General features: G+C 70.7%; 19 protein-coding genes. 6 read left to right on the top strand and 13 right to left on the bottom strand.

Going from position 1 to position 22540, the window contains the following annotated elements; translation table 11 throughout:
* The first annotated feature begins 162 nt into the window (after nucleotides 1-162).
* Nucleotides 163-1089: a hypothetical protein gene (locus DMH01_RS35255; RefSeq protein WP_199745746.1), complete on the top strand. Its 927-nt coding sequence runs from the start codon at nucleotides 163-165 to the stop codon at nucleotides 1087-1089.
* On the opposite strand, the gene DMH01_RS35250 is transcribed toward DMH01_RS35255, so the two are convergent.
* The 5 genes from DMH01_RS35250 to DMH01_RS35230 all read right to left on the bottom strand — a co-directional run bounded on the left by DMH01_RS35250 (nucleotide 1064) and on the right by DMH01_RS35230 (nucleotide 9833).
* Nucleotides 1064-1930: an alpha/beta fold hydrolase gene (locus DMH01_RS35250; RefSeq protein WP_125682610.1), complete on the bottom strand. Its 867-nt coding sequence runs from the start codon at nucleotides 1928-1930 to the stop codon at nucleotides 1064-1066. The two genes, DMH01_RS35255 and DMH01_RS35250, sit on opposite strands and share 26 nt — an antisense overlap.
* Nucleotides 1927-3642, bottom strand: coding sequence for an ABC transporter ATP-binding protein (locus DMH01_RS35245; protein ID WP_125682608.1), 1716 nt, complete (start codon nucleotides 3640-3642; stop codon nucleotides 1927-1929). The genes DMH01_RS35250 and DMH01_RS35245 overlap by 4 nt, the downstream gene beginning before the upstream one ends.
* Complete coding sequence (locus tag DMH01_RS35240) at nucleotides 3639-6161, bottom strand: ABC transporter ATP-binding protein/permease (RefSeq protein ID WP_125682606.1); 2523 nt, start codon at nucleotides 6159-6161, stop codon at nucleotides 3639-3641. The genes DMH01_RS35245 and DMH01_RS35240 overlap by 4 nt, the downstream gene beginning before the upstream one ends.
* A complete protein-coding gene (locus DMH01_RS35235; RefSeq protein ID WP_125682604.1) occupies nucleotides 6161-6859 on the bottom strand; it encodes a TetR/AcrR family transcriptional regulator in 699 nt (232 codons plus the stop codon). Before DMH01_RS35235 ends, DMH01_RS35240 begins: the two co-directional genes overlap by 1 nt.
* Before the next feature lie 133 nt (nucleotides 6860-6992).
* Nucleotides 6993-9833 carry a LuxR C-terminal-related transcriptional regulator gene (locus DMH01_RS35230; protein WP_233621786.1) on the bottom strand — a complete coding sequence of 947 codons (2841 nt, stop codon included), beginning with the start codon at nucleotides 9831-9833 and terminating at the stop codon, nucleotides 6993-6995.
* A 385-nt stretch (nucleotides 9834-10218) separates the two neighbouring features.
* Between DMH01_RS35230 and DMH01_RS35225 the strand changes: the two genes are divergently transcribed.
* Nucleotides 10219-10809: a papain-like cysteine protease family protein gene (locus DMH01_RS35225; protein ID WP_034316771.1), complete on the top strand. Its 591-nt coding sequence runs from the start codon at nucleotides 10219-10221 to the stop codon at nucleotides 10807-10809.
* Between the two features lie 4 nt (nucleotides 10810-10813).
* Nucleotides 10814-11566 (top strand): hypothetical protein, encoded by a 753-nt coding sequence (locus tag DMH01_RS35220; protein ID WP_125682599.1) that lies wholly within the window; start codon nucleotides 10814-10816, stop codon nucleotides 11564-11566.
* A 94-nt stretch (nucleotides 11567-11660) separates the two neighbouring features.
* Here DMH01_RS35220 and DMH01_RS35215 read toward each other — a convergent pair whose 3' ends face one another.
* From DMH01_RS35215 to DMH01_RS35205, 3 genes are read right to left on the bottom strand one after another with little or no spacing between them, the layout of a single operon-like run.
* Nucleotides 11661-13142: an NAD(P)/FAD-dependent oxidoreductase gene (locus tag DMH01_RS35215; RefSeq protein ID WP_125682597.1), complete on the bottom strand. Its 1482-nt coding sequence runs from the start codon at nucleotides 13140-13142 to the stop codon at nucleotides 11661-11663.
* On the bottom strand, nucleotides 13139-13987 hold the full coding sequence (locus DMH01_RS35210; protein ID WP_125682596.1) for an SDR family oxidoreductase: 849 nt from the start codon (nucleotides 13985-13987) through the stop codon (nucleotides 13139-13141). The genes DMH01_RS35215 and DMH01_RS35210 overlap by 4 nt, the downstream gene beginning before the upstream one ends.
* Nucleotides 13984-14919 carry a patatin-like phospholipase family protein gene (locus DMH01_RS35205; RefSeq protein ID WP_233621785.1) on the bottom strand — a complete coding sequence of 312 codons (936 nt, stop codon included), beginning with the start codon at nucleotides 14917-14919 and terminating at the stop codon, nucleotides 13984-13986. Before DMH01_RS35205 ends, DMH01_RS35210 begins: the two co-directional genes overlap by 4 nt.
* A 48-nt stretch (nucleotides 14920-14967) precedes the next feature.
* Between DMH01_RS35205 and DMH01_RS35200 the strand changes: the two genes are divergently transcribed.
* The gene (locus tag DMH01_RS35200; protein ID WP_125682594.1) at nucleotides 14968-15603 is read left to right on the top strand and encodes a TetR/AcrR family transcriptional regulator; all 636 of its coding nucleotides are present in this window, start codon (nucleotides 14968-14970) and stop codon (nucleotides 15601-15603) included.
* A gap of 138 nt (nucleotides 15604-15741) precedes the next feature.
* On the opposite strand, the gene DMH01_RS35195 is transcribed toward DMH01_RS35200, so the two are convergent.
* The 5 genes from DMH01_RS35195 to DMH01_RS35175 all read right to left on the bottom strand — a co-directional run bounded on the left by DMH01_RS35195 (nucleotide 15742) and on the right by DMH01_RS35175 (nucleotide 20713).
* Nucleotides 15742-16695 (bottom strand): helix-turn-helix transcriptional regulator, encoded by a 954-nt coding sequence (locus DMH01_RS35195; RefSeq protein ID WP_125682592.1) that lies wholly within the window; start codon nucleotides 16693-16695, stop codon nucleotides 15742-15744.
* Between the two features lie 94 nt (nucleotides 16696-16789).
* Nucleotides 16790-17611 (bottom strand): CoA ester lyase, encoded by an 822-nt coding sequence (locus DMH01_RS35190; protein WP_125682590.1) that lies wholly within the window; start codon nucleotides 17609-17611, stop codon nucleotides 16790-16792.
* The gene (locus DMH01_RS35185; RefSeq protein ID WP_125682588.1) at nucleotides 17608-18396 is read right to left on the bottom strand and encodes a mesaconyl-C4 CoA hydratase; all 789 of its coding nucleotides are present in this window, start codon (nucleotides 18394-18396) and stop codon (nucleotides 17608-17610) included. The genes DMH01_RS35190 and DMH01_RS35185 overlap by 4 nt, the downstream gene beginning before the upstream one ends.
* On the bottom strand, nucleotides 18393-19547 hold the full coding sequence (locus tag DMH01_RS35180; protein WP_125682586.1) for a CaiB/BaiF CoA-transferase family protein: 1155 nt from the start codon (nucleotides 19545-19547) through the stop codon (nucleotides 18393-18395). The genes DMH01_RS35185 and DMH01_RS35180 overlap by 4 nt, the downstream gene beginning before the upstream one ends.
* A gap of 17 nt (nucleotides 19548-19564) precedes the next feature.
* Nucleotides 19565-20713: an acyl-CoA dehydrogenase family protein gene (locus DMH01_RS35175; protein WP_125682584.1), complete on the bottom strand. Its 1149-nt coding sequence runs from the start codon at nucleotides 20711-20713 to the stop codon at nucleotides 19565-19567.
* 86 nt (nucleotides 20714-20799) lie between these two features.
* Here DMH01_RS35175 and DMH01_RS35170 point away from each other — a divergent pair, with 86 nt between their 5' ends.
* A complete protein-coding gene (locus DMH01_RS35170) occupies nucleotides 20800-21747 on the top strand; it encodes a LysR family transcriptional regulator (RefSeq protein ID WP_125682582.1) in 948 nt (315 codons plus the stop codon).
* Nucleotides 21744-22526 (top strand): alpha/beta fold hydrolase, encoded by a 783-nt coding sequence (locus DMH01_RS35165; protein WP_125682580.1) that lies wholly within the window; start codon nucleotides 21744-21746, stop codon nucleotides 22524-22526. Before DMH01_RS35170 ends, DMH01_RS35165 begins: the two co-directional genes overlap by 4 nt.
* Nucleotides 22527-22540: the final 14 nt, after the last annotated feature.

Below are 22540 nucleotides of genomic sequence, written 5' to 3'. Positions count from 1 at the left end.
CCTGGGTCGGCGAGATCGTCGAGGGCAACCGGGACCGGCGGTGTCGCCTGGATAAAACCCGTTGAGTGGCCCCGAAACCCCCGGACGGGTGATGAATGCACTGTCCACAACGGACCCAGCAGGGGGTGGCGTTTTCGCGCGAAAACTGCCATCGTCGAACATGTGATCGACATCCCTTATCGTGGCTCCGGCCCTTATTGCTACGCCCATTCCCTCGCGATGATGCTCGGCGCCGCGGCTCCGGGCGCCGACGTGCTCGAAACCGTGACCGGCAGCCCCTTCGGCATGCAGCTGATCGGCGGTTCGCTGCCGTTCTTCGACGCCTTCGGCTGGGATCCCGATCTCGGTATCGGCGAGGCCCTCGACGTCCTCGGCTGGCGCGCGGAAACGACGAGCGAGCCGGATCCGGACGTCGCCTTCTCGCGGCTCCTCGAAAGCCTCGCCGACGGCCCGGTCCTGCTCGGTCCGGTCGAAATGGGGCATCTGCGCCATCAACCGGGCATGACCGGCCCGATCGGCGCCGACCATTTCCTGGTCGCGCTCGCCGCGGACGCCGGGTCCGTCACCGCCCACGACCCGCAGGGATACCCGTACGCGCGGATCCCGCGGGCGGATTTCGCCGCCGCCTGGCGCGCCGAAACGGTCGCCTACGGCAAACCGCACACGATGCGGACGAAATTCGTGCGGCACACCGCCGTCGACGACGAAGCCGCGATCGTGGCATCGCTCCCCCGGGCGATCAGGCGGCTCAGCGGTGAGAACGACGGCGGGCTCCCGCCCGGCACGCTCGGCAACGGCGACGCGGCACTCGCGCTCGCCGACCGGATCGCCTCCGGCGGCGACCCGGAACTGCGGGGATTGCTCATCCATTTCGTCGTGCGCCTCGGCGCCCGCCGGACGGCCGACGCCGCGGCGTGCCTTCGCCGGGTCGGCCGCGACGAGGCCGCCGCCGTCCTCACCACTCAGGCGCGGCTGATCGGCTCGGTGCAGTACGACCTCGTCGTCGAGGACTACGCGCGCGCCGCCGCGACCCTCCGGACGCTCGCCCCGACCTACGAAGAACTCAGGCGGGCGCTGACGTCATCCTGACGATTTCGCGGACGATCACCTCGGGCTCGGTCAACGGGACGTAGTGGCCGGACCGCTCCGCGATGACGTGCCTGCCGCCGGGCGAGAGGCTCACCCGGTGAGCGTGGGAGGCGTTCGCCCGAGCCCTCATGGCGGCGGAGAATCCGCCTCCGCCGAGTCCGCCGGACACCACGGTGACCGGGATGTCGCCGAGCACCGGCGGATCCTGCCGCCAGAGGACCAGTTCGTCGAGGAAGGTGCGGGCCTGCTCCCGCTGGGTCCGCACCGTCCCGACGGTGAACGCCTCCCGTTCGACGTCGTGGCGGACGTCGTCCGGGATCCCCCGCAGCAGGCCGCGGAAGAGGGCCTTGAGCAGGCCCAGCCGCGCGAGCACGGCGCCGAGCAGCAGCATGGCGCGTTCACCGGTGCGGAAGGCGCGGCCGAAGAGGACGTCCGCCGCTTCGTCGGTCGGATCGACCAGCACCAGCCCGGCGATCCGCTCCGGACGGCGGGCGGCGGCCTGCCGCACGATCGGCCCGCCGGCACTGTGCCCGGCGAGGACGTACGGCCCCTCGCCGAAATGGTCGAGGACGTCGTTGAGGTCGTCGGCCATCCGTCGCAGCGTGCGGCCGCCGGGGTCGGGGGCACTGCGGCCGAGCCCGGACCGGTCGTAGACGATCGCGCGGGCGTGCCGGGCGACCTCCGGCTGGACCGCCGCCCACGACGACCGGGTGGCGGCGGCTCCCCCCTCGAACACGACCGTCGGTCCGGTGGCGCCCTCCGGCCCCGGGTGCACCATCGCGTGGAGCCGTCGGCCGTCGCGGGTGACGACCCATTCCGGCTCGCCTTGGGTGTAGGTCATCTCGCGGTGATCCTCCAGCCGGTGGCGTCGATCTGCCGCCGCCAGAACTCGGCGAAACGTCCTTGCCCGGCAAGGAGTTCTTCGACGGTGCCGTCCTCGGCGATCCGCCCGTCCTCCAGGAAGAGCACCCGGTCGGCGTGCCGGATCCCGGCGATCCGGTGGGTGACGATCACTCGCGTCCGAGGCACCGGATCGTCGCTGAGCGAGCGGACCACGGCGTCCTCGTTGTCGGTGTCCAGCGCGCTGGTGCCCTCGTCGACCAGCAGCACCGGCGCCGGTTTGAGCAACGCGCGGGCGATGGACACCCGCTGCCGCTCACCGCCGGAGAGCGCACCGCCCGCCTCGCCGACGGCCGTGTGCTCCAGCAGTTCACCCACCCTGGCGAGCCCGGCGACCTCGGCGACCCTCTCGTCGTTCGCCGAGGGATTCCCGGCGAGCACGTTGTCGCGCACCGAACCGTCGAAGAGGTACGGCTGCTGGAAAACGACGGTGACGAGATCCCGCCGACCGGCCGCGGACAACTCGGCGAGGTCGGTACCGTCGGCGAGCACCCGCCCGCTGGTGGGCTGGTGCAGGCCGGCGAGCAGCGCGAGGACGGTGCTCTTGCCCGATCCGGACGGTCCGACGATCGCCGTCGTCGTCCCCGGTTCGAGGGTGAGGTCGAAGTCCTCCAGCACGTTCTCGGTGCCGGGCGCGTAGCGGAACCCGACTTTCTCGAACCGGATCAGCGGGGCCTCGGCCGGTGCCGTGGCGTCCCCCGACGGGGTGATCGGTGCGGTGAGCACCGTACGGATGCGGCCGAGTGTGGTGGCGGCGGTTTCGATACCGGGCGCGAGATCGCCGAGCGCGGTGAACGGTTCCAGGTACCGGGCGATCACGACGATCAGCGCGATGGCCTCGGGCACGCTCAAATCGCCTTGCGCGGCAAGGAGAACGGTCGTCCCGGCGAGCAGGACCAGCGCCAGCTGACCGGCGACGCCGAACAGCACCTGCCCCGGGATCTGCAGGCGCAGCAGCCGGACTGTCGCGCCGTGGTGCGCGGCGAGCGCGGCACCGGCGTGGCTGCGCGCGGGTTCCACGCGGCGGGCGGCGCGCAACGTCTGCTGGGTACGGGCGAACTCGACGATCCGCTCCGTCAGTGTGGTGTTCGTGTCGGCCGCCGCGCGGTCGGCGCGCCGGGTGATCCGGCCGGTCGCCCACAGCGCGCCCAGCAGCACCGGGACCCCGGCCAGCGCCGCGACGCCGAGCGGCCAGGCGATCGGCAGCAGGGCCAGCGCGATCGCGATCGGCAGGAGGACCGCGCCGATGAGCGGGGTGAGCAGGTACCCGACCAGGCCGACGAGATCGGGGCCGGTGGCGGCGATGGCCTGCCGGGCGGTCTGGGTGTGTTCACTGTCCAACCAGGACAGACGGACGTTCGTCAGCCGCTCGGCGACGTCGTGCTGGGCGTGGTCCAGCACGCCGAACCCGAGCTCGAACCCGAGCCGCCCCACGGCGGCGTCGACGGCCCAGCCCGCCGCGGTGGCGGCCGCGAGCGCGCCCAGCCAGGGCAGCGCGTCCGAAGGTTCAGTGCCGAACAAGGCACCCACCAACGGCACCAGCAGCACGACACCGGCGGCGCGCAGCAGCACCGACAGCACGGCGAGCACGGCATAACGCCGGAACGCCGCGCGTTTCGTGCCGGGGATCAGGCCCAGCAGTGTGCGGATCACGCGGTCACCCCCGCACCGGCGCCGGCCTGCCACAAGCGGGCGTACCGCCCTTCCGCAACGAGAAGTTCTTCGTGGGTCCCGCTTTCGGCGATCCGCCCGCGGTCGAGCACCACGATCCGGTCGGCGCCGGTGACGGTGTGCAGCCGATGGGCGATGACCAGGACGGTCCGGCCAGCGGTGAGCCGGTCGAGTGCTTGTTGCACGAGGTACTCCGACTCGGGATCGGCGAAGGCGGTCGCCTCGTCGAGGACGAGGACGGGAGCGTCGGCGAGGATCGCGCGGGCGATGGCCACGCGCTGGCGTTCACCGCCCGACAGCTGGGAACCGACGTCGAGGACGGTGTCGTATCCCTGGGGCAGCCGCAGGATCCGCTCGTGGATCTGCGCGTCGCGGGCCGCGGTGACGACCTGGTCTTCGGTAGCGCCGGGGACGGCGAGGGCGATGTTCTCCCGCACGGTGCCCTGGACGAGTTGCGGATCCTGCAGTACGAAGCCCACCCGGCCGTAGAGTTCGTCGGCGGCGAAGGAGCGGACGTCCCGGCCGCCGACCCGGATCGCGCCCTCGGTGACGTCGTGGAACCGCGCGACCAGCGCGGCGAGCGTCGACTTCCCCGCTCCTGACGGGCCGACCAGCGCGGTCACCGTGCCGGGGCGCAAGGTCAGGGAGACGTCCTCCAGCACGGGAACGCCGGTGCGGTAGGCGAAACCCACGCGGTCCAGTTCCACCGTGCCCGGCTCGACACCGTCCTGGCCCGCAAGTTCCACTGTGGACAGTTCCGGCTCGTCGAGCACGACCTGGACGCGGCGGGCGGCCAGCATCCCTTCACGGACGCCACCGAGGCCGTACCCGATGCCCAGCAGCCGCGCGCCGAACGTGGTGCCCAGCACCAGGAACGGGATCAGGGTCACCGGTTCCATGCCGCCACCCGAGATCATCAGCGTGCCGGCGCCGGTGATCAGGAGCAGGAAGGTCGCGGGCCTGGTGGCGAAGTCCAGCATGGTCTTCTTGCCGGTGAACGGCCGCTGCCAGTCGCCGAGGAAACCGAGGTACTCGTCGAGCCGCCGCCGGAACGACGAAGCCGCGGCGCCGCCGAACACGCGGATCACCGGCTGCCCCTCCAGGTACGCGCCCGCCTCGCCCGCCATCCGTTCCGCCCAGCGCATCGCCTGGCCGGTCTTGGGTCCCGACTGGACGACCATGATCGACGTGGTGACGAGGTAGACGAGGATCGGGACGAGCAGGACGAGCGCGAGCCGCCAGTCCACCGCGAACAGGTAGGCCAGCACCGCGACCGGCGCGACGACGGCCGCCACCGCGTCGGGAACGGCGTGCGTGACCAGGTAGTGCAGCGAAAGCGTGTCGCCCTGCACGAGTTTCGCGACCGTGCCCGAGCCGCGCGCGGTGAACCAGCCCAGCGGCAGCCGCGCGAGCTTGCCCAGCAGCCGCTGCCGCAGTTCGCGGGCGAACCGCGCGTCGGCCGCGTGCAGCCAGAGCACGACCGCGGATTCGAGCAGTGTCCCCACACCCAGCAGCACCAGCGCCGCGATGCCGAGCGCCCACAGCGATTCGCCACCCGCGAGCAGCCGCCGGACCAGCTCCACCAGCAGCACGAACGGCGCGAGCCCGATCAGCGTCACGACGGCTTGCAGGAGCCCGGCGAAGATCAGCGTCCGCCGCACCGGCGCGAGCAGGCGTCCGGCCGCCTGTGCCCGCCATGCCCCCTTCGGCGCCTCCTTGACGGGCTCGGGTGCTTCAGCGGCCGGTTCCTCCTTCTCCCCGCGGAAAGCGCCCATAGCCCGGCCGTAGTACCAGTACGCCCGGCCGTACACCTCGGACTTCGGAAAGCCGAACGTGTCGCGCAACCGGGTCTTGAGATGTTTGAACGAACCGGCTTCCGTCGCGATCCAGGCCTTCCAGTCCGACCAGTCGCGCGTCTCGATCGCCGCGGCCAGCGAGGTCGCGTCGAGGCGCGGCACCCAGTGCACGGTCAGCCTCGCGTGCTCCCCCAGCGGGATCAGGCGGTCGGTCTCGTCGTGCTCTTCGAGGTACAGCTCGATCGGGATGTCCGCCGGGACCACCGCGAGGATCGCGTTGATCGCGGGGATCGAGGCGGAGTCGCCGATCAGCAGGTAACCGGCCGGAGATTCGGCGGGGACCGAGAAGGAAGTGGATCCCAGCGACATCACCGGAACCTTCGCTCCGGGCCGCGCTTCTCGCAGCCACCGCGAGGCGGGTCCGGCAGGCTCGTGCAGGACGACGTCGATGGCGAACGTGCCGGCTTCCGGATCGGCCTCGGTGAGGGTGTACGCGCGCTGGAACTCCGTCGTGCCGCCTTCCGGATCCGGGAACCAGAACCGGAGCCAGGCCGTCGGCTCCACGACGACGTCCTCGAACAACGTCGGTGAGACGAACCGGACTCGCACGAAACGCGGCGTGATCTCTTCTGTTCCGACGACGGTCGCTTCGTGGTCTCTGGCTCCGAAACCCCGCATCACCGCGCCTTGGAACCCGCGCGCCATCACAGACCCTCCCCCGTGGCCGCCAGATCGGCCACCATCTCGGCGACCGGCCTGCCCGGCGGACAGGACCCGATCAACCCGCGGATCGACGCGGTCAGCAGCAGCCGCACGTACTCGGGCCGTGGCACCTCCGGCAACGCGGCGGACGGCCCGGCGAGCCGGTCGTCACGGGACAACCGGTCGCGGACGGCCTGCCGCTCCCGGTCCAGCCCGTCGCCGTCGGCCTCCTCCGCGGCCGTGCTGTTCTCCTCGGACGCGGTCATCGCGATGGTCAGCGACGCGACGGCGCCGCTGAGCACGATCGCGGCGGCGGGCTCGTAACCCCGGCGGACGAGGGCGTCGACCTCGGTGTTCAGCAGGCGTTGACCACCGTCACCGCGGGGGAACAGCACCTGCAGGTACGTGACGAGGCCAGGATGCTCCAGCACGAAGGCCCGCATCTGCAGGGCGAAGGACAGCAGGTGCTGTTCGAGGTCGTGCCGCGGATCGTCGCGGAGCCGCAGCTCGGCCAGGATGCTCTCGCCGACCAGCCGCTCCAGCCCCCACCGGCCGTCGACGTGCCGGTACAGGGCGGTCGCGGTCACCCCCAGCCGGACCGCGACCGCCTTGACACTGAGCCGGCGCATCCCCAGCTCACGACCGGCGCGCAGGATGTCGTCCCGCGCGATCGTCGCCGGACGGCCACCGATCTTCGGCATTTCGCCCCTTCGCGACCGAGGAAAGTTATAGGGGGAAACTAAGGGTGGGCTTAGTTGGTGTCAAGACACAGTTCGGCCGGTGGCCGGAAGCTGCCAAGGGGTTGCCGGCGGAGCATGCACTTGAGGAATGGCGTCAGGCGGTGGTGAAACCCTCGCCTTTCGGGGCACCGAGCAGATCCTCGGTCAGGACGGTGCGCGAAGGCAGGCCCAATTTGCGGAGCGCCCGTCCGATGTGGATCTCGACCGTCCTCGGGGACAGGAACAGCCGCTGGCCGATCTCCCGGTTCGTGAGATTCCGGGCGGCGAGCCGGGCCACTTCGAGTTCCCTGGGCGACAACGCTTCGCCGTACCCTTTGCGGCCGCGCCGGGGCATCTCCGGATCGCACCGCCGCAGCGAACGACGACAGCGGAGGGCGTCCACGGCGGCGCCGAGCTTCGCGTACGTCGTCTCCGCGGTGGTGAAGGACGCGACGGCACGCGCGCGCTCCCCGGCTTCGGAGAAACATCCGGCCGCGAGTTCGCCGGCGTAGGCGGCGAAATACGGGAGAGGCAGCGTGCTGTAGGCCTGCGCGGCACCGAGCAGCAGATCACCGGCGGCGAGCGTCTCGCCACGTGACTGGGTGAGCATGCCCCGGCACAGCAGCGCCGACGCGTTCGCGACCGGGGCGTCCTTGCCGTCGATCCCCTGCCGGTACTCCGCGAGGAGTTCCCGCGCCTCGACGTGCTGTCCCAGCCCGAGCATGGTGCGTACGGCGAACGGCATCAGTTCGGCCGCCCAGACCCAATTGTTCTTGCGGCGCACGGTTTCCAGGCCGAACTCGGCGAGGCGCCCTGCCGCCTGCAGGTCCTTGCCCGCCTGATGGACCGCCACTCGGCCCGCGTACGCCGAAGCCTGCACCGGGACGCTGCCCGCGGATAGCGCGAAGGCCGCGTCGAAACTGCGCAGTGCCGCCGTCGGCCGGTGCTGCCCGTACTCGTACCAGCCGAGCACCAGCAGCGGCTCGGCCGCCAGCGAACCGTCCTTGTCGACTCGCGTCAGCATCGCCCGCGCCTTCTCCGCGACGCTCGCCCACTCCCCCATCGCGAGGTCCAGCCGCAGTTCCGTGCCGTCGGCCAGCGCGTCGAGATAGGGCTGGTGGTCGTCACGGATCAGTCGCCGCGCCGTCGTGAGATAGGCCCGCGCCACCGGGTAGTGCCCGTTCCACGCCACCGCGTCGGCCAGGTTGATGTAGGTGCGGGCCACCTGGCGGCAGACCTCGGCCGATTCCGGGGCCCGCGGCAGGTCGGCGACCTCGTCCCAGACCTCCGGATCGGCGATCTGCATCCGCGCCGAAAGCCGGTTCGCGGCGATCGCGGCGAGCAGCCCCGCATCGTGTTCGCCCTTGCTCACCTGTTCGGCCTCGTCGAGCCAGCGGAAGTTCTCCTCCACCGGGACGGTGCCGATATGCGGGAGCGCCAGGGTGACCAATCCCCTGGCGAGCAGCGCTTGCCGTCTGCCGAGATCGGCCGCGCCCAGTTCGATCTCGAGTCTGCCCGCCTCGACCTTGCCGACCTGATTGATCAGCACCTGTCCGAGATGGACCCGGATCTCGCCCCGCGCCGCCTTGCTCAGCGGCCATTCGCGCAGGATCTCCCGCAGCAGCCGCACCGTACCGGCGTGCGCGATACTGCGCGGCAGTTCCCTGCCGAGCCGGACGGCGAACGATTCGCGCGCGGTCCGAGGGAGCTCCGTGTCCCGCAAGGCCGCTTCGAGCAGACGGCTCGCTTCCTCCGTCCGGCCGTCTTCGATGGCGTTGTCGACCGCGACACCGGTCCACTGTGTCCACGCGGCGATGTCGCCGGCCAGCCGCGCGTGACGGGCGATGAGGGACGCGACGGGTTCGGCGCTCGCGGCGAGCCGGGCGGCGGCGCGCCCGTGCATCGCGCACCGCTGAGGTCCGGGAAGCAGCGCGTAAACCGCTTCGGCGATCAGCGGGCTTCCTGGGACATAGCGGCCGCGGCCGAGATCCCGCAGCAGTCCCGCCTCCACCGCTTCGGTGAGCGCGCCGGAGGTCTCCCCGGGCGACGATGCCGCGACCGCGCCCAGATCCGATTCCCCGGCGGGCGATCCCAGCACCGCGGCCGCGCGGACGACGTCTTGCGCGGCCGCGCCGATGGCCGCCATCAGAACGGAAACCCGGCTTCGCACGAGCGGCGGCACGGTCGCCGACGCCAGCCTGTCCGCCGTCAGCGCCTCGGCGGTGTCGCCGACACTCTGGACCAGAGCCGTCAGGTCGACGGCGATCCCGGACGTGCGCAGGTGCGCGGCTTCGGCGAAATCCGGTGCGCAGCGGCCGAAGGACGCGTCCAGCAGCGTCCGCACCTGGACCGCGGTGAACGCGGCGAGCGAGAAATACGCGGTGGTCCCGCCCGTCGGCGGGAATCGCCGCGGGCCGCCGGCTGCCGCGCTCACCACCACGCTCAGCGACGGCGCCGGGGACGCCGCGAGCCCGCGCAGAAACTCCCCTGTGCCGTCGTCGGCCGAGTGGACGTCGTCGAGCACGAGTACCGCCGGACCGCAGCCGGTCAGTACTTCGCGCACGGCGCGGAACTCCTGCTGCCGGACGGTCTCGGCGTCCGCGTTCTCCGGGAACGGCGGCAACCACGGGGACCATTCGGGGATCAGCCGTCGCAGGACACCCGTCACCGGCGAGAAACCGGCCGCGTGGGCGGCGGCGACGTCGCTCTTCCCGAGCAGCGCGGCGACCAACGGCGCCAACCGGTCCGGCCGGGCGAAGGAGCCGCACCGGGCGGACCAGACCACCCGCGACGCGATCCCGGGATGGGTGGCCAGTTCTTCGAGCAGGCGGCTGCGGCCCACACCCGGTTCGCCCTCGACGACGGCGACCGACGGCGGGCGCGAGGCGAAGCGCACCAGTTCGGCCAGTTCGGTGTCGCGGGCCACGAACACCGGTGCCGCACCGATCGTCGGCATGCTCGGGACCATACCGATCGGACACCCGCCGAAAGGCGGGAACACGAACAGTGACCGGGGTCCGCGCGCTTTCCGCTGGTCCACACCACGGGAGTCACGGTCTCTCTGCACCGTTAACTCGAACGGGCGACGCCGACCTGCGGTGACGGCGACCCCGCAACGGCAATACGGACCCTTAGGTATTGCCGCGAACCTTGCCACGGGCCCACCAGAGGGTGAATCTCAGACTATTCGCAGTGCCCCTCTGTCACTTCACCACAGCGCACGTCCCCTGCTCGCGCCGGTCGGTCACCCAGTCGGGTAGCCGAAGTCCCCACCTGTCCCTTACGGGTAGCCGCCCGCGCCTGCTTTCGCGTTCGACCATCCAGTTAGGAGTGTTCCGACGGTGAAGACCTCATTCAGGCGCGGGCTGGCCACCGCCTTCGCCGGTGTCGCCGCGTTGGTCGCCTTGCAGGCGCCCGCTTCCGCGGCTCCCGCCGTCACGGCGGCCACCACGATCCCGATCAGGATGCAGGCACAGGAGAAGAGCAACTGGTGCTGGGACGCCAGTGGCAACACGATCGCCGCGTGGTGGGGGCATTCCCTCACCCAGACGAAGTTCTGCCAGATCGCGCACAACGAGTCCGGAACGGACTGCGCGAACAACCAGGGCTACCTGAGCGATCAGCAGCGGGTGTTCCGCTGGCTGGGGTTCAGCAACGTCGGCACCTACAGTTCGTCCGGCCAGACGCTGAGCTTCGCCTCCATCAAGAGCCAGGTCGACGCGCGGCAGCCGATCGGCACCCGGATCGGCTGGCGCAACGGCGGCGGGCACATGCACGTGCTCTACGGCTACGACAACACCAACGGTGCGACGACGGTGTACTACGGCGACCCGTGGGGCTCGAGCCCCCGCTACAACCAGATGAGCTACAACGCCTACCGGTCCAACAACTCGTTCACCTGGACCCACACCGTCTACGGGATCAAGGACTGAAACCATGAAGCGAACCTTCCTCGGCGCCACGATCCTCGCCCTCGGACTGTCACTGGCGCTCGGCGGCCAGGCCTCCGCCGCCGACGCCCCCAGCGGCGCGCCCACCGCCGCCGACCTCGCCGCGGTGTCCACTGTGGTCACCAGCGACGCGACCACCCAACGGCTCGCCAAGGCGCAGTTCCCCGGCGCGGCCAAGGCGGACACGGCCGTCGCCGCCAGGACCGCCAAGGCCGATCCGCGGACACCGGTCGCGGTCTACCAGCCGACGGCTGCCTTCATCGCCGGCACTTCGTCCGTCCCGGCCGAACTCGCCTACGTCGCCACACCCGCCACCCTGGGCAACGGCGATGCCGCGACCGTGTGGTCGCAGCGCGAGGGCTCGGGGTGGTCGGTCTACAACGTCGCCTCGGGTGACGTCGAAAAGCGCCTCGCGGCGCGGGCAGGCAAGGGTTACCTCCTGAGTGAACCTCAGGCGGGCGCCTGGTACGCCGTCGACGGGGACACCGTGACGGTCCTCGATGGCTCGTCGGTGGCGAAGACCGGCGAGACGATGACGCTCGCCGCCTACCGCGAGGCCCTGCAGAACCGCTACGGCGACAAGCTGCCCGGCTCGACCTACGACCGCACCGGCGCCGCCGGCGGTTACGGTGCCGCTCCGGTGGGCGACACCGACGTGCCGTGGTGGCCGTACGCGCTCGGCGCGGTCTTCCTCGCCGCAGCGGGCGCGGCCGTGACTCTGCGGCTCCGCAAGCAGTAAGCGCCAGGGGCTGAAGGACGCTTTCCCCGCATGCGATGCAGGGAAAGCGCCCTTCACCTCGTGTTATGCGGTGAAGGACGCTTTCAGCCCGCCGCTAGGCGAAGGTGTAGTCCTCGATCGGGAAACTCCCGGCCTCCTTGATGGCGTTCAGCGTGGAGGACGGGCGGAGCAGCGTCGCCTCCCCGTGCGGGTTGAAGTAGTAGCTGTTCGCCGGGGCGCAGTTCCCGAGGGTGAAGATCGAGTCGCCGAGGCGTTCGGTCATCCGGTCGAGGAACGCGTCGTTGGCCTCCTGCGTGACCTCGAACTCCGTCGCGCCGCCCCGCCGCATGGCACCGAAGAGCCGGTCCATATGCCGCATCTGTGTCTCGATGGTGGTGAAATAGGACAGTCCCGAGTACGAATACGGGCTGTTGAGCGAGATGAAGTTGGGGAACTTGGGGATCGCCACCCCCTCGTAGGCCTGGAAACGGTTCTCCCGCCACCATTTCCCGAGGTTCCGGCCGTCACGGCCGATGATCTCGATCGCCGGGAAGTTCGCCTCCCACAGGTCGAATCCGGTCGCCAGCACCAGGACGTCGATCTCCCGCCGCCCGCCGACGGCGGTCTCGATCCCGGATTCGTCGATCTTCGCGATCGAGGTCGTCTCCAGGTGCACGTGGTCCTTGGTGAAGGCCGGGTAGTACTCGTTGGAGAACGTCGGGCGCTTGCAGCCGAACGAATAGCGCGGCGTCAGTTCCGCGCGCAGCCGCGGATCCCGCACCTGACGGCGCAGATGCGCCTGGCACCACAGCTTGCCGAGCCGGTTCGCCAGCGGCAGTTGCTTGTAGTGCAGGACACCGGACACCATCATCAGCTCCAGCAGCGCGGTCCCGGTCAGCCGGGCGGCCCGCTGGGTGAGCGGGACCGCGGCGAACGCCCGCCGGACCGCCTTGGGCACCGGGAAGTCCAGTTTGGGGCTCACCCAGATCGGCGTCCGCTGGTACACGGTGAGCTCCCGCGCGACCTTCGCGATCTCGGGGATCAGCTGGACCGCGGTCGCGCCGGTGCCGATCACCGCGACCCGCTTGCCCGCGAGGTCGTACTCGTCGTCCCAGGCGGTGGTGTGGATGACCTTGCCGCCGAACGTGCCGATCCCGGCGATGTCGGGTTTCTTCGGCTGGGAAAGGAAACCCGTCGCGGTGAGGAGGTACTTGGCGGTGACCGGCCCGCCCTCGGCGAGCGACACCGTCCAGTGCGCGTTCGCCTCGTCCCAGACCGCGCCGGTGACCACCGAACCGAACCGCATATAGCGCCTCAGCCGGTATTTGTCCGCGACGTGCTCGGCGTACCGCTTGAGTTCCGCGCCCGGCGCGAAGAGCCGCGACCAGTGCGGATTCGGCTCGAACGAATACGAGTAGGTGGCCGACGGGATGTCGACGGCCAGCCCGGGATAGCGGTTCACATGCCAGGTGCCGCCGAGGTCGGATTCGCGTTCGAGGATGAGCAGGTTGTCGTAGCCGAGCCGGTTGAGCTGGATCGCCGCGCCCATCCCGCCGAAACCGGCCCCGACGATGACGGCGTCGTACTGCGCGTTCATGCGTTTTCCTCCCGGTGGGTGTCCTGGTCCAGGCGGGCGCGGTAGCCGTCCCGCTCCGGTGAATCGGGCCGCAGGGCGCGGTCGTCGCGGACGAGCCGCCGGACCGCGTTGAGCGCCGGTTCGGGTGCCACGGCCGCGAGCGTGGCGAGCGCGCCGACGTAGCCGGGCACGGCGATCTCCGCCGCGCGGGTGCGGACGGAAGCCACGACGGCGTCGGCGATCCGGCCCGGTTTCACCTTGGGGATCGGCCGCATGTCGAGCCCCGAGGCGAGTGCGGTGTCCACCGCCGACGGCAGTACGGCGGAGACGCTCACGCCGTGCGGCGCGTACTCCAGCCGGGTCGCCGCGGTCAGCCCGACCACGGCGAACTTGCTGGCGTTGTAGATCGCCAGCCCTTTGACGGGGAACTTCCCGGCCAGCGACGCGACGTTGACGATGTGGCCGCGGCCGCGTTCCAGCATGCCGGGCAGGGCCAGCCGCATACCGTGGACGACGCCGAAGACGTTGACCTCCATGGTCGCCCGGTTCAGTGCGTCGGAAAGGTCGAGGAAACCGCCGTTCGGCATGATCCCGGCGTTGTTGACGAGCACCGTGAGCGGCCCGTTCGCCTGTTCGGCGGCACCGAGGAAGGCGGCGAACGAGGCCGGATCCGCGACGTCCAGGGAGTGCGCGGTGCCGCCGACGTCGGCGGCGGTCCGTTTCGCGGCTTCGAGGTCGAGATCGCCGATGGACACGCGCGCGCCCAGCGCGGCCATGCGTTCCGCGGTCGCGCGGCCGATGCCCTGTCCCGCACCGGTGATCGCCACGTGCGCACCGTCGAGGTCGAGCTCCGGGTACTTGCTCATGCGCGCACTCCCTCTCGTGCGAAGGCGTCGGCGACCAGGCCCGGCGCCGTCCTCAGGGCCGTGGCGAGCACGTGCTCGCGCCGCCGTCCGTCCATGAAGTTGGCGCCCATGGCGGCGAGATCGGCGGGCCCCGGTTCGATCCGGACCACCCGGACGCCTGCCGCGCGCAGCCGCCGTGTCTCGTCGTCGACCCGCCTGGTCATCGCCGTCCGCAGCAGGCGTTCCAACCGGGCCGGACCGCGTGCCGGTGCTCCGCCTTCGCTGCTCATCGGCGCGATGAGGACCACTTCGCCCACGTCGTGGCCGAGCAGGAGATCCGCCGAGGTCGGGGAGACCGTGCCGCCGTCGACCAGCGGCCGTCCGTCCACAACGGACGGTGGGAACCAGCCGGGGATCGCCCACGACGCGGCGATCGCCTCACCGAGGCGCGCGGGCGGCGCGTCCGGGGAGCCGAGCGCGATCCGCTTTCCCGTCGGATCCGCGGCCATCAGCCAGGTCGCCGGATGCGGGACCCAGCCCCCGGGCGCCAGCGCGTCGCCGAGTTCGCGCAGCCAGCCCGCGTCTCCCCTGCCGCGCGGCAGAAGGCCCGCGAGACCGGCGAGCGTGTCGACCTCCCGGCGCAGCGCGGCCCGGACCAGTCCTGCCGCCGGCCAGCGCGGATACGGCACCGGGGGCAGCCTGTTCGGCATCCGCGCGACGTGTGCGGCGACGACGGCGTCTCCGCCGGGTGCGCCGGCGACCGCGTCGAGGATCGCCTTCGCCGGGATGCCCGCCCCGAGCATGGCCACCGCCTCGGCCCCCGCCGAGGTTCCGACCAGGACGTCCGCCTCGCGGGGATCCCAGCCGAGCGCGTCGAGGACCGCGGCGGTCCAGGCGAAACCCAGGGTCCCGCCGCAGCCGAGCACCAGCGCTCTCGCGGAATGACGTGTCATTTCCGGAACGGTATGTCATTTGAACGCGCCGGGCAATAAGCTGGCGGGATGACGACGGAGACCCCGGTCAGCAGGGCCGCACGGAAGAAGCAGGAACTACGGCGCGAGATCGTGGAGACCGCGTTCGACTGCTTCGCCGAACGCGGCTACCACGCGACGGGGATCGCCGACATCGCCGCGCGGCTGGGCATCGGGCACGGCACCTTCTACCGGTACTTCCAGAACAAACGGGACATCGTCGACCACGTCATCACGGACCTGGTCGAGAAGGTGGTCGGCGCGCTGGCGGCGGACAACGCGCCGGACGCGGTCAACAGCCTCGCCGAGTACCGCAAGCAGAGTGCGCGGATCGGCGACGCGCTCGCCCGGATCTTCGGCAGCGACCCGCGGATGGCGCGGTTCCTCCTGCTCGAAGCGGCGGGTATCGACGCCGAAATGCGGGAGCGGGTGCTGGACTTCTACGAGACCGCCGCCGAACTGACCGCCGGCTACCTGCATCACGGCGTCCGCCTCGGCTATCTCCACGAGGACCTGGACATCGACTCCACCGCCCGCGCGATCAACGGGATGATCCTCGCGTCGATCCTGTCCGAACTGCGGGACCCGTCGCCGGAGCGGCAGGCCGCGATGAGCCGCGCGGTCCGCCGGGTCATGTACGACGGGATCGCGGCGGTGCCCCGCTGAGGCGACCGGCCGGCCGGCCCGGTCATGACGTACCGGTGAGCGGGGGCTGGGCCCACCGGTGGTCAGGATTCATGGAACAGGCTCCGGGCACCCGGCGCTAGCGGCGAAAACGCACACTCGCACCGACGAAAGCGAACGTCAGGGTCCCCGCAGGGTGCTGCTCGGCGATTCACCGAAGGCGGCGCGGTACTGCGCGCTGAACCGGCTGCCGTCCAGGAAACCCCATTTCGCCGCGACCCCGGTGACCGTCGTGCCATCGCCGGGCCCGGCGGCACGGAGCTCCGCTCGCACCTGCTCCAGCCGGACACGGCGCAGATACGCCATGGGGGTGGTGTCCAGATGCCGCCGGAACGCCAGCTGCAGGGCACGCACCGAGACCCGGCAGGCGCGGGCGATGTCGGCGACGCCGAGGTCGAGATCCGGATTCGTCTCCAGGAACGCGACACCGCGGCGCACGGTGTCCGGGACCCCGTCCCGCCGGTCGCACGGGCGGCCTTCGCCCTCGCCCGTGGTGAAGGTGTCCAAGGCCATGGCCGCCATCAGCCGGCCCACCGCGCCGAGCACCAGCGGCCCGCTCTCGACACCCGGTTCGGCGAACAGCCCGGTCACGTATTCGACCGTCTGACACCACCGTCGCGCCTTCTCCGCACTCACCGGCTGGTACCACAACCGTTCGACGACGGCGCCGTCCTGAGCCGGATCGGCCGCGGTGAACAACGCCAGGTCGATGCCGGTGACCTGTAGTCGCGTACCGTGCATGCGCGTCCGATAGTCGTGACCGGGATGCGGGCCGGCGAATACGTCCCCGGGGCCGAGCCTGCGGTCGTTGATGCCGTCGTCGATCTCGATTTCGCCGCCCAGCACCCTCAGCAGCACCATCCTGTCGAGTGGCTGGACGGCGACCTCCGTGGTCAACGTGTTGTGCAGGAAATCGAGATGCACGTCCCCGAGATCACAGCGGTTGTGCTCGAATCGGTAGTTTTCGACGCTGCCCCGGACCCGCAACCGGTTGTCGCGGTACGCCTCGGCGATCAGGGCGCACGCCTGCTCCGGATCGGCAGTCGCGAATTCCGTCAGTACCGGTTCGTGCATCAGACCATGCCTTCTTTCCGTTCGCCCGTAACGAAAAGTCCGCCGGCCGGAACGCTACCTCCACCCGGCGGGCCCTACCAGGGGCATATCGGCGTCATCCGGCTGGTCGGAACGGAGCACCCGCGCGATCGAGGATCGCCTTGGCCCGTGCTTCGACCGGCTTGTCGACCATCTGTCCGCCCGCCACGGCCACCGAGCCGTCTCCGGCGTGCGCGATCACGTCCCGTGCCCACTCGATCTCGCTCGCGGACGGGGCCAGCCCACGGTTCGCGGGGGCGACCTGGCGCGGATGCACGCACAACTTCCCGGTGAACCCGAGGGTCTTGGCGTGGCCGATATCCGCGGCGAGCGCGGCCTCGTCGTCGAGTGCCGTGGTGACACCGTCGATCGGGGCCGCCCGGCCCGCGGCGGCCGCGGCGACGACGAGCGCGGACCGCGCGTACCGCAACGCCTCGTGCGACCGGTGGTCGACACCGAGCTGCGCGGCCAGGTCCACGCTGCCGAAGGCGGGCCGCACCACCGCGTCCGCCCGGCAGACCTCCACCGCGAGCGCGATCCCGGCCGCCGTTTCCACCAGCGGGAGGATCGGGACACCCGGCAACCGCCCGGCGAGGGAATCGATCTCCGCGCGGTTCTCGGCTTTGGGCAGCATCACCGCGAACGCGCGTCCGATACTCGCGACATCCTCGTCGTACCAAGCGGTTCCGGCGGCATTGATCCGGACGACCGCCTGCCGGCCTTCCGCCAGCCACGCCCGGACGTGTTCGCGGGCGGCCTCCTTCTTCTCGGGCGCGACGGCGTCCTCCAGATCGAGGATGACGACGTCGGCACCGCTCGCCGCGGCCTTCGCGAACCGGTCCGGCCGATGTCCGGGAACGAACAGGAAGGTCTTCGCGCCGGCCAGGAACGCGTTCATCGGCCGAGGCTCCGCACCGTTCCGGTCGCCGTCCGTCGTCCATACCGATCACGCACGGCGGTGCCGGTCTCGTCCGCTCGCACGATCATGCCCTGATGGTCGAACAGCGGTGAGACGAGCCGGTAGTCGAAGGCCAGTCTCCCGCCACTCCCCCGGCGCCGGGCGGCTTCGGCCATCGCGAGCGCCTGCAACGGGCCGTGGGTGAGCAGCCCCGGATAGCCCTCGACGTCGCGGGCGTAATCGCGGTCGTAATGGATGCGGTGGGCGTTGTAGGTCAGCGCCGAGAAGCGGAACAGCAGCGTCGGCGAGACGTCGATCGCCCATTCGTCCTCGGCCACCGGCACTTCCGGCTCCTCGACGGGCGTTTCGGCCTGCCCGGAAGCGGCGTCACGGTAGACGATGTCCTGCTCCTCTTCGACCACGATTTCGCCGCCCTGGACGATCTTGTGGCCGGTCACGACGAAGGTCAGCCGTCCGGTGCGTCCCTGCTTCTCCTGTGTGGAAAGCACTTCCGTCTGCCGTTCGGCGGGCAGTCCGCACCGCAGCGGGCCGAGCGTCCGCACCCGTCCGCCCGCCCACATCCGACGGCGCCCCGGCTCCGGCGGAGCGGGGATCGTGCCCCGGACCGGATGCCCGTCCGGCCCCAGATCCGCCTGCGCGGGCCGGTCCAGCAGGTAGAACCAGTGCCACAGCAAGGGCAGGCCATCGCGGTCGAGATCCGGGGGCTCGACGCCGAGCAGCGACGCCAGCGCCTCCGCGGGGCCGGACTGCAGGATTTCCTTCACGTTCGCACCTCCTCGCGGGCACCGAACTCGGCCCGGATCGACTCGTTGTGCGCTCCCAGCGCGGGCACCGGCCCCATGACCGGTTCCCGGCCCGCGACCTCGACGGGCGGGAGCAGCGCCTCCAGCGTGCCGGCGGGGGTTTCCACCGTGCGCCACCGATTCCTCGCGGCCAGCTGCGGATGGCGGGTGAACTGCTCCGGCGTCCGCAACCGGGCGTTGGCGATCCCGGCGCGCTCCAGCAGGTCCCCGACCTCGTCCGCGGTCAGGCCGATGAAGGTGTCCTCCAGGATCGCGGTGAGTTCGCCGTCGTTGCCGACGCGGTCGTCGTTGGTCCGGAAGCGCGGATCGTCGACCAGTGCCTCCCGTCCCAGGACGTCCCGGCACAGCACGATCCACTCCCGTTCACTTTGGACACTCAGGAACACCCTGTCGTCACCGGTGCGATACGGGCCGTACGGCGAGATCGACGGATGCGCCGCCGCCGTGCGCCGGGGCGGTTCCTGGCCGTAACGGGAGAAATAGGCGGGCTGACTCATCCATTCGCCGAGCGAGTCGAGCATCGCGACGTGCAGGGTCGCTCCCTCACCGGTGCGCTCGCGGTCGTACAGCGCGGTGAGGACGCCGCTGTAGGCGTACATCCCGGTGGCGATGTCGGCGATCGAGATCCCCGCCTTGGCCGGTGTCTCCGGGGTTCCGGTGGACATCACGAGCCCGGTTTCGCACTGCACCAGCAGATCGTAGGCCTTCTTCGTCCGATATGGACCTTCCGGGCCGTAGCCGGAGATCGAACAGTGGACCAGTTCCGGACGGTCCGCGCGCAGCGTCCCGGCGTCGAGGCCGAGCCGTTCCACCGCGCCGGGCGCGAGGTTCTGCAGGAACACGTCCGCCTCGCCGATCATCGCGCCGAGCAGCGCCCGGTCCGCGGGTTCCTTGATGTCGAGTTCGACGCTTTCCTTGCCCCGGTTGAGCCAGACGAAGTAGCTCGACTGCCCGTGCACGGTGCGGTCGTAGTCACGGGCGAAGTCGCCGACGCCGCGGCGTTCGATCTTGATGACGCGCGCGCCGAGGTCGGCGAGCTGACGGGAAGCGAACGGAGCGGCGACGGCCTGTTCCAGCGCGACGACGGTGATTCCCTCGAGTGGTGGGCGCATACTGCCTTCCTCGGTGTTCAGGACGGGATGCGGTGCCGTTCGATCAGCTGGCGGGCGATCACGCCGCGCTGGATCTCGTTGGTGCCCTCGCCGACGATCATCAGTGGCGCGTCACGGAAATACCGTTCGACGTCGAACTCCGTCGAGTAGCCGTAGCCGCCGTGGATGCGGACCGCGTCGAGCGCGATCTCCATCGCGGCCTCGGAGGCGAACAGTTTCGCCATGCCCGCCTCCATATCCGCGCGTTCGCCCGAGTCGTAGCGTCGCGCCGCGTGGTGGGTCAGCTGGCGGGCGGCCTCGAGTTTGGTCGCCATGTCCGCGAGATGATTGCCGACCGACTGGTGCTGCCAGATCGGCTTGCCGAAGCTCTCGCGTTCCTGGGCGTAGCGCAGGGAATCCTCCAGCGCCGCCCGGCCGACGCCGAGTGCCCGGCAGGCGACCTGGATCCGGCCGATCTCCAGGCCCCGCATCATCTGGCCGAATCCGCGTCCTTCCACCCCGCCGAGCAGCGCCGTGACCGGCGCACGGAAGTCGTCGAAGGAGAGCTCGCAGCTCTCGACACCCTTGTAACCGAGTTTGGGCAGATCCCGCGAGACCTCGAAACCCGGACCCTTCTCCACCAGCAGGACGGAAATCCCCTTGTGCGCGGGTTCGGCGGCGGGATCGGTCTTGCACAGCAACGCGACCAGCTGGGACCGGCGCGCGTTGGTGATCCACGTCTTGCTGCCGTTGACCACGTACTCGTCGCCCTCGCGCCGCGCCGTGGTGCGGAGTGCCTGCAGATCCGAGCCGCCACCGGGTTCCGTGAGCGCCATCGTCGCGCGGATCTCGCCCGTCGCCATCCTCGGCAGGTAAGCGTCCTTTTGCTCCTGGGTGCCATATGTGGCAAGGAGTTTCGCGACGACGGTGTGGCCGCCCATCGCGCCGGCGAGGCTCATCCAGCCGCGCGCGAGCTCCTCCGTCACCAGCGCGTAGCACTGGGCGGAGACCTGAGTCTCGCCCCACGGCTCGGGCACGGCCAGCCCGAAGACACCCATCTCCTTCATCTGGTCGATGAGCTTCCCGGGATAGGTGTTCGTATGGTCGAGCTCCCGCGCGACGGGCCGGACCTCGCGATCCACGAACCCGGCCACGAGCGAGACGATCTCGGTCTCTTCCTCGGTCATATGGTTATCATGAGCGATGATGTGAGGGTATGTGAAATACCGAATCATGATGGTCGCATACCGGTCCGCGATGAGCAGGGGTGCAGGTGGACTTCAAGCAGCTCAAGGCGTTGGTGACGGTCGCCGAGGTCGGCAGCGTGACCCGCGCGGCCGAGCTGCTGCACCTGGTCCAGCCGGCCGTCACCCGGCAGATCCGCACCCTGGAACAGGAACTCGGGGTGCCGTTGTTCGAACGGACCCGCCACGGGATGCGCCCCACCGAGGCGGGCGCGACGCTCGTCGAACGGGCTCGCCGGGCGCTCACCGAACTCGACCGGGCCCGGGCCGAGCTGGCCCCGAAACCCGGGGTGGTCACCGGGATCGTCACGGTCGGCCTGCTGGAGAGCGCCGCCGAACGGCTTGCCGCACCGCTGACCACGGAAGTGCTTCGCAAGCATCCGGGGATCGAACTGCGGCTGCTCACCGCGTACTCCGGGCACCTCCAACGGTGGATCGACGACGGTGACGTCGACCTGAGCCTGCTCTACAACCTGACCAGCACGCCGTCGCTCAACGTCCGTCCGCTGGTCCGCGAACGGCTGTGGGCGGTCGCTCCTCCGTCGGCCGGGCTCGATCCCGCATGTCCTGTCCCGTTCGCCGAGGTGGCCGCGCATCCGCTGGTGATGCCCTCCGAGGGGCACGCGCTGCGCACCCTCATCGACGGCGCGGCCCGCGAGGCGGGTGCCGAGGCGGAGGTCACCGTGCAGACCAACGCCATGACCCTGCAGAAACGCCTCGTGCTCGGCGGGCACGGCTGGACGATCCTGCCCGGTATCGGCATCGCGGCGGACGTCGCCGACGGCATCCTGAGCGCGGCTCCGGTGTGCGAACCGGAGGTCTGGCGCACCGTCGTCCTCGGTATGCCCAGGACGGGGCGCGTCACGCCCGCCGTCGACACTGTCGCCCGGGCACTGGTCCGGCAGATCCACCGGACCGTGCGGGAGGGCGAGTGGCCCTCGGCACGGCTCTGGGAAGACCGAACAGGAGAAGAATGAGCACGCTCCCCCGCACCGGCCACGCCGTCGCCGCCGACGGCACCCGGCTGGCCTACCAGTGGCACGGCACGGGCAGGCCGCTCGTGCTGCTGGCCGGGCAGGCGAACGACCACACGTGGTGGGATCGCACGCGCGGGGACTTCCCGAGCACGATCACCATGGACTACCGCGGTACGGGTGACAGCGACGCGCCCGATTCCGCTTACTCCACACCGGGTTTCGCGGACGACGTGATCGCGGTCCTCGACGAGCTAGAGGTCGGCGAGGCCGATGTCTACGGCACTTCGATGGGCGGGCGCGTCGCCCAGTGGGTCGCCGCGCGCTATCCCGATCGGGTGCGGCGACTCGTACTCGGCTGCACCTCGCCGGGTGGCAAGCACGGGGTCGAGCGGTCGAACGACGTACGGCTGGCCCTGGCGCGGCGGTCCTCCGTGGAAGCGCGGGAGACGCTGGAGAATCTGATGTACACACCCGCCTGGAGAGCGGCGAATCCCGGCCCGTACCGGGTGCTGGGCGCGCACGGCATGCCGCCGCACGCGGTGCGCGGACATCTGGTCGCGAGCAACACGCACGACGCCTGGGAGGTGCTTCCGGAGATCACCGCGCCCACTCTGGTCCTGCACGGTGACGACGATCTGCTCGCACCCGTGGCGAACGCGCCGCTGTTGACGGACCGGATTCCCGACGCGCGGATGCATCTCTTCGCCGGGGCGCGCCATGCCTACTTCGACGAGTGCCGTCCCGAATCGAGCGAGCTGTTGAGCGACTTCCTCGGGTAGACCATGCCGGCCGG

This window comes from Amycolatopsis sp. WAC 04182, assembly GCF_003947465.1.
GTDB lineage: Bacteria > Actinomycetota > Actinomycetes > Mycobacteriales > Pseudonocardiaceae > Amycolatopsis.
The sequence above is the reverse complement of the archived record's forward strand: the minus strand, read 5'-3'. Positions and strand labels throughout refer to the sequence as shown.

What these genes read in the sequence shown, in the direction of transcription:
- DMH01_RS35250 (WP_125682610.1), bottom strand. Translation starts at nt 1,930, where the DNA reads ATGACCTACACCCAAGGCGAGCCGGAATGGGTCGTCACCCGCGACGGC.
- DMH01_RS35240 (WP_125682606.1), bottom strand. Translation starts at nt 6,161, where the DNA reads ATGGCGCGCGGGTTCCAAGGCGCGGTGATGCGGGGTTTCGGAGCCAGA.
- DMH01_RS35235 (WP_125682604.1), bottom strand. Translation starts at nt 6,859, where the DNA reads ATGCCGAAGATCGGTGGCCGTCCGGCGACGATCGCGCGGGACGACATC.
- DMH01_RS35230 (WP_233621786.1), bottom strand. Translation starts at nt 9,833, where the DNA reads ATGCCGACGATCGGTGCGGCACCGGTGTTCGTGGCCCGCGACACCGAA.
- DMH01_RS35220 (WP_125682599.1), top strand. Translation starts at nt 10,814, where the DNA reads ATGAAGCGAACCTTCCTCGGCGCCACGATCCTCGCCCTCGGACTGTCA.
- DMH01_RS35215 (WP_125682597.1), bottom strand. Translation starts at nt 13,142, where the DNA reads ATGAACGCGCAGTACGACGCCGTCATCGTCGGGGCCGGTTTCGGCGGG.
- DMH01_RS35210 (WP_125682596.1), bottom strand. Translation starts at nt 13,987, where the DNA reads ATGAGCAAGTACCCGGAGCTCGACCTCGACGGTGCGCACGTGGCGATC.
- DMH01_RS35205 (WP_233621785.1), bottom strand. Translation starts at nt 14,919, where the DNA reads ATGACACGTCATTCCGCGAGAGCGCTGGTGCTCGGCTGCGGCGGGACC.
- DMH01_RS35200 (WP_125682594.1), top strand. Translation starts at nt 14,968, where the DNA reads ATGACGACGGAGACCCCGGTCAGCAGGGCCGCACGGAAGAAGCAGGAA.
- DMH01_RS35195 (WP_125682592.1), bottom strand. Translation starts at nt 16,695, where the DNA reads ATGCACGAACCGGTACTGACGGAATTCGCGACTGCCGATCCGGAGCAG.
- DMH01_RS35190 (WP_125682590.1), bottom strand. Translation starts at nt 17,611, where the DNA reads ATGAACGCGTTCCTGGCCGGCGCGAAGACCTTCCTGTTCGTTCCCGGA.
- DMH01_RS35180 (WP_125682586.1), bottom strand. Translation starts at nt 19,547, where the DNA reads ATGCGCCCACCACTCGAGGGAATCACCGTCGTCGCGCTGGAACAGGCC.
- DMH01_RS35175 (WP_125682584.1), bottom strand. Translation starts at nt 20,713, where the DNA reads ATGACCGAGGAAGAGACCGAGATCGTCTCGCTCGTGGCCGGGTTCGTG.
- DMH01_RS35165 (WP_125682580.1), top strand. Translation starts at nt 21,744, where the DNA reads ATGAGCACGCTCCCCCGCACCGGCCACGCCGTCGCCGCCGACGGCACC.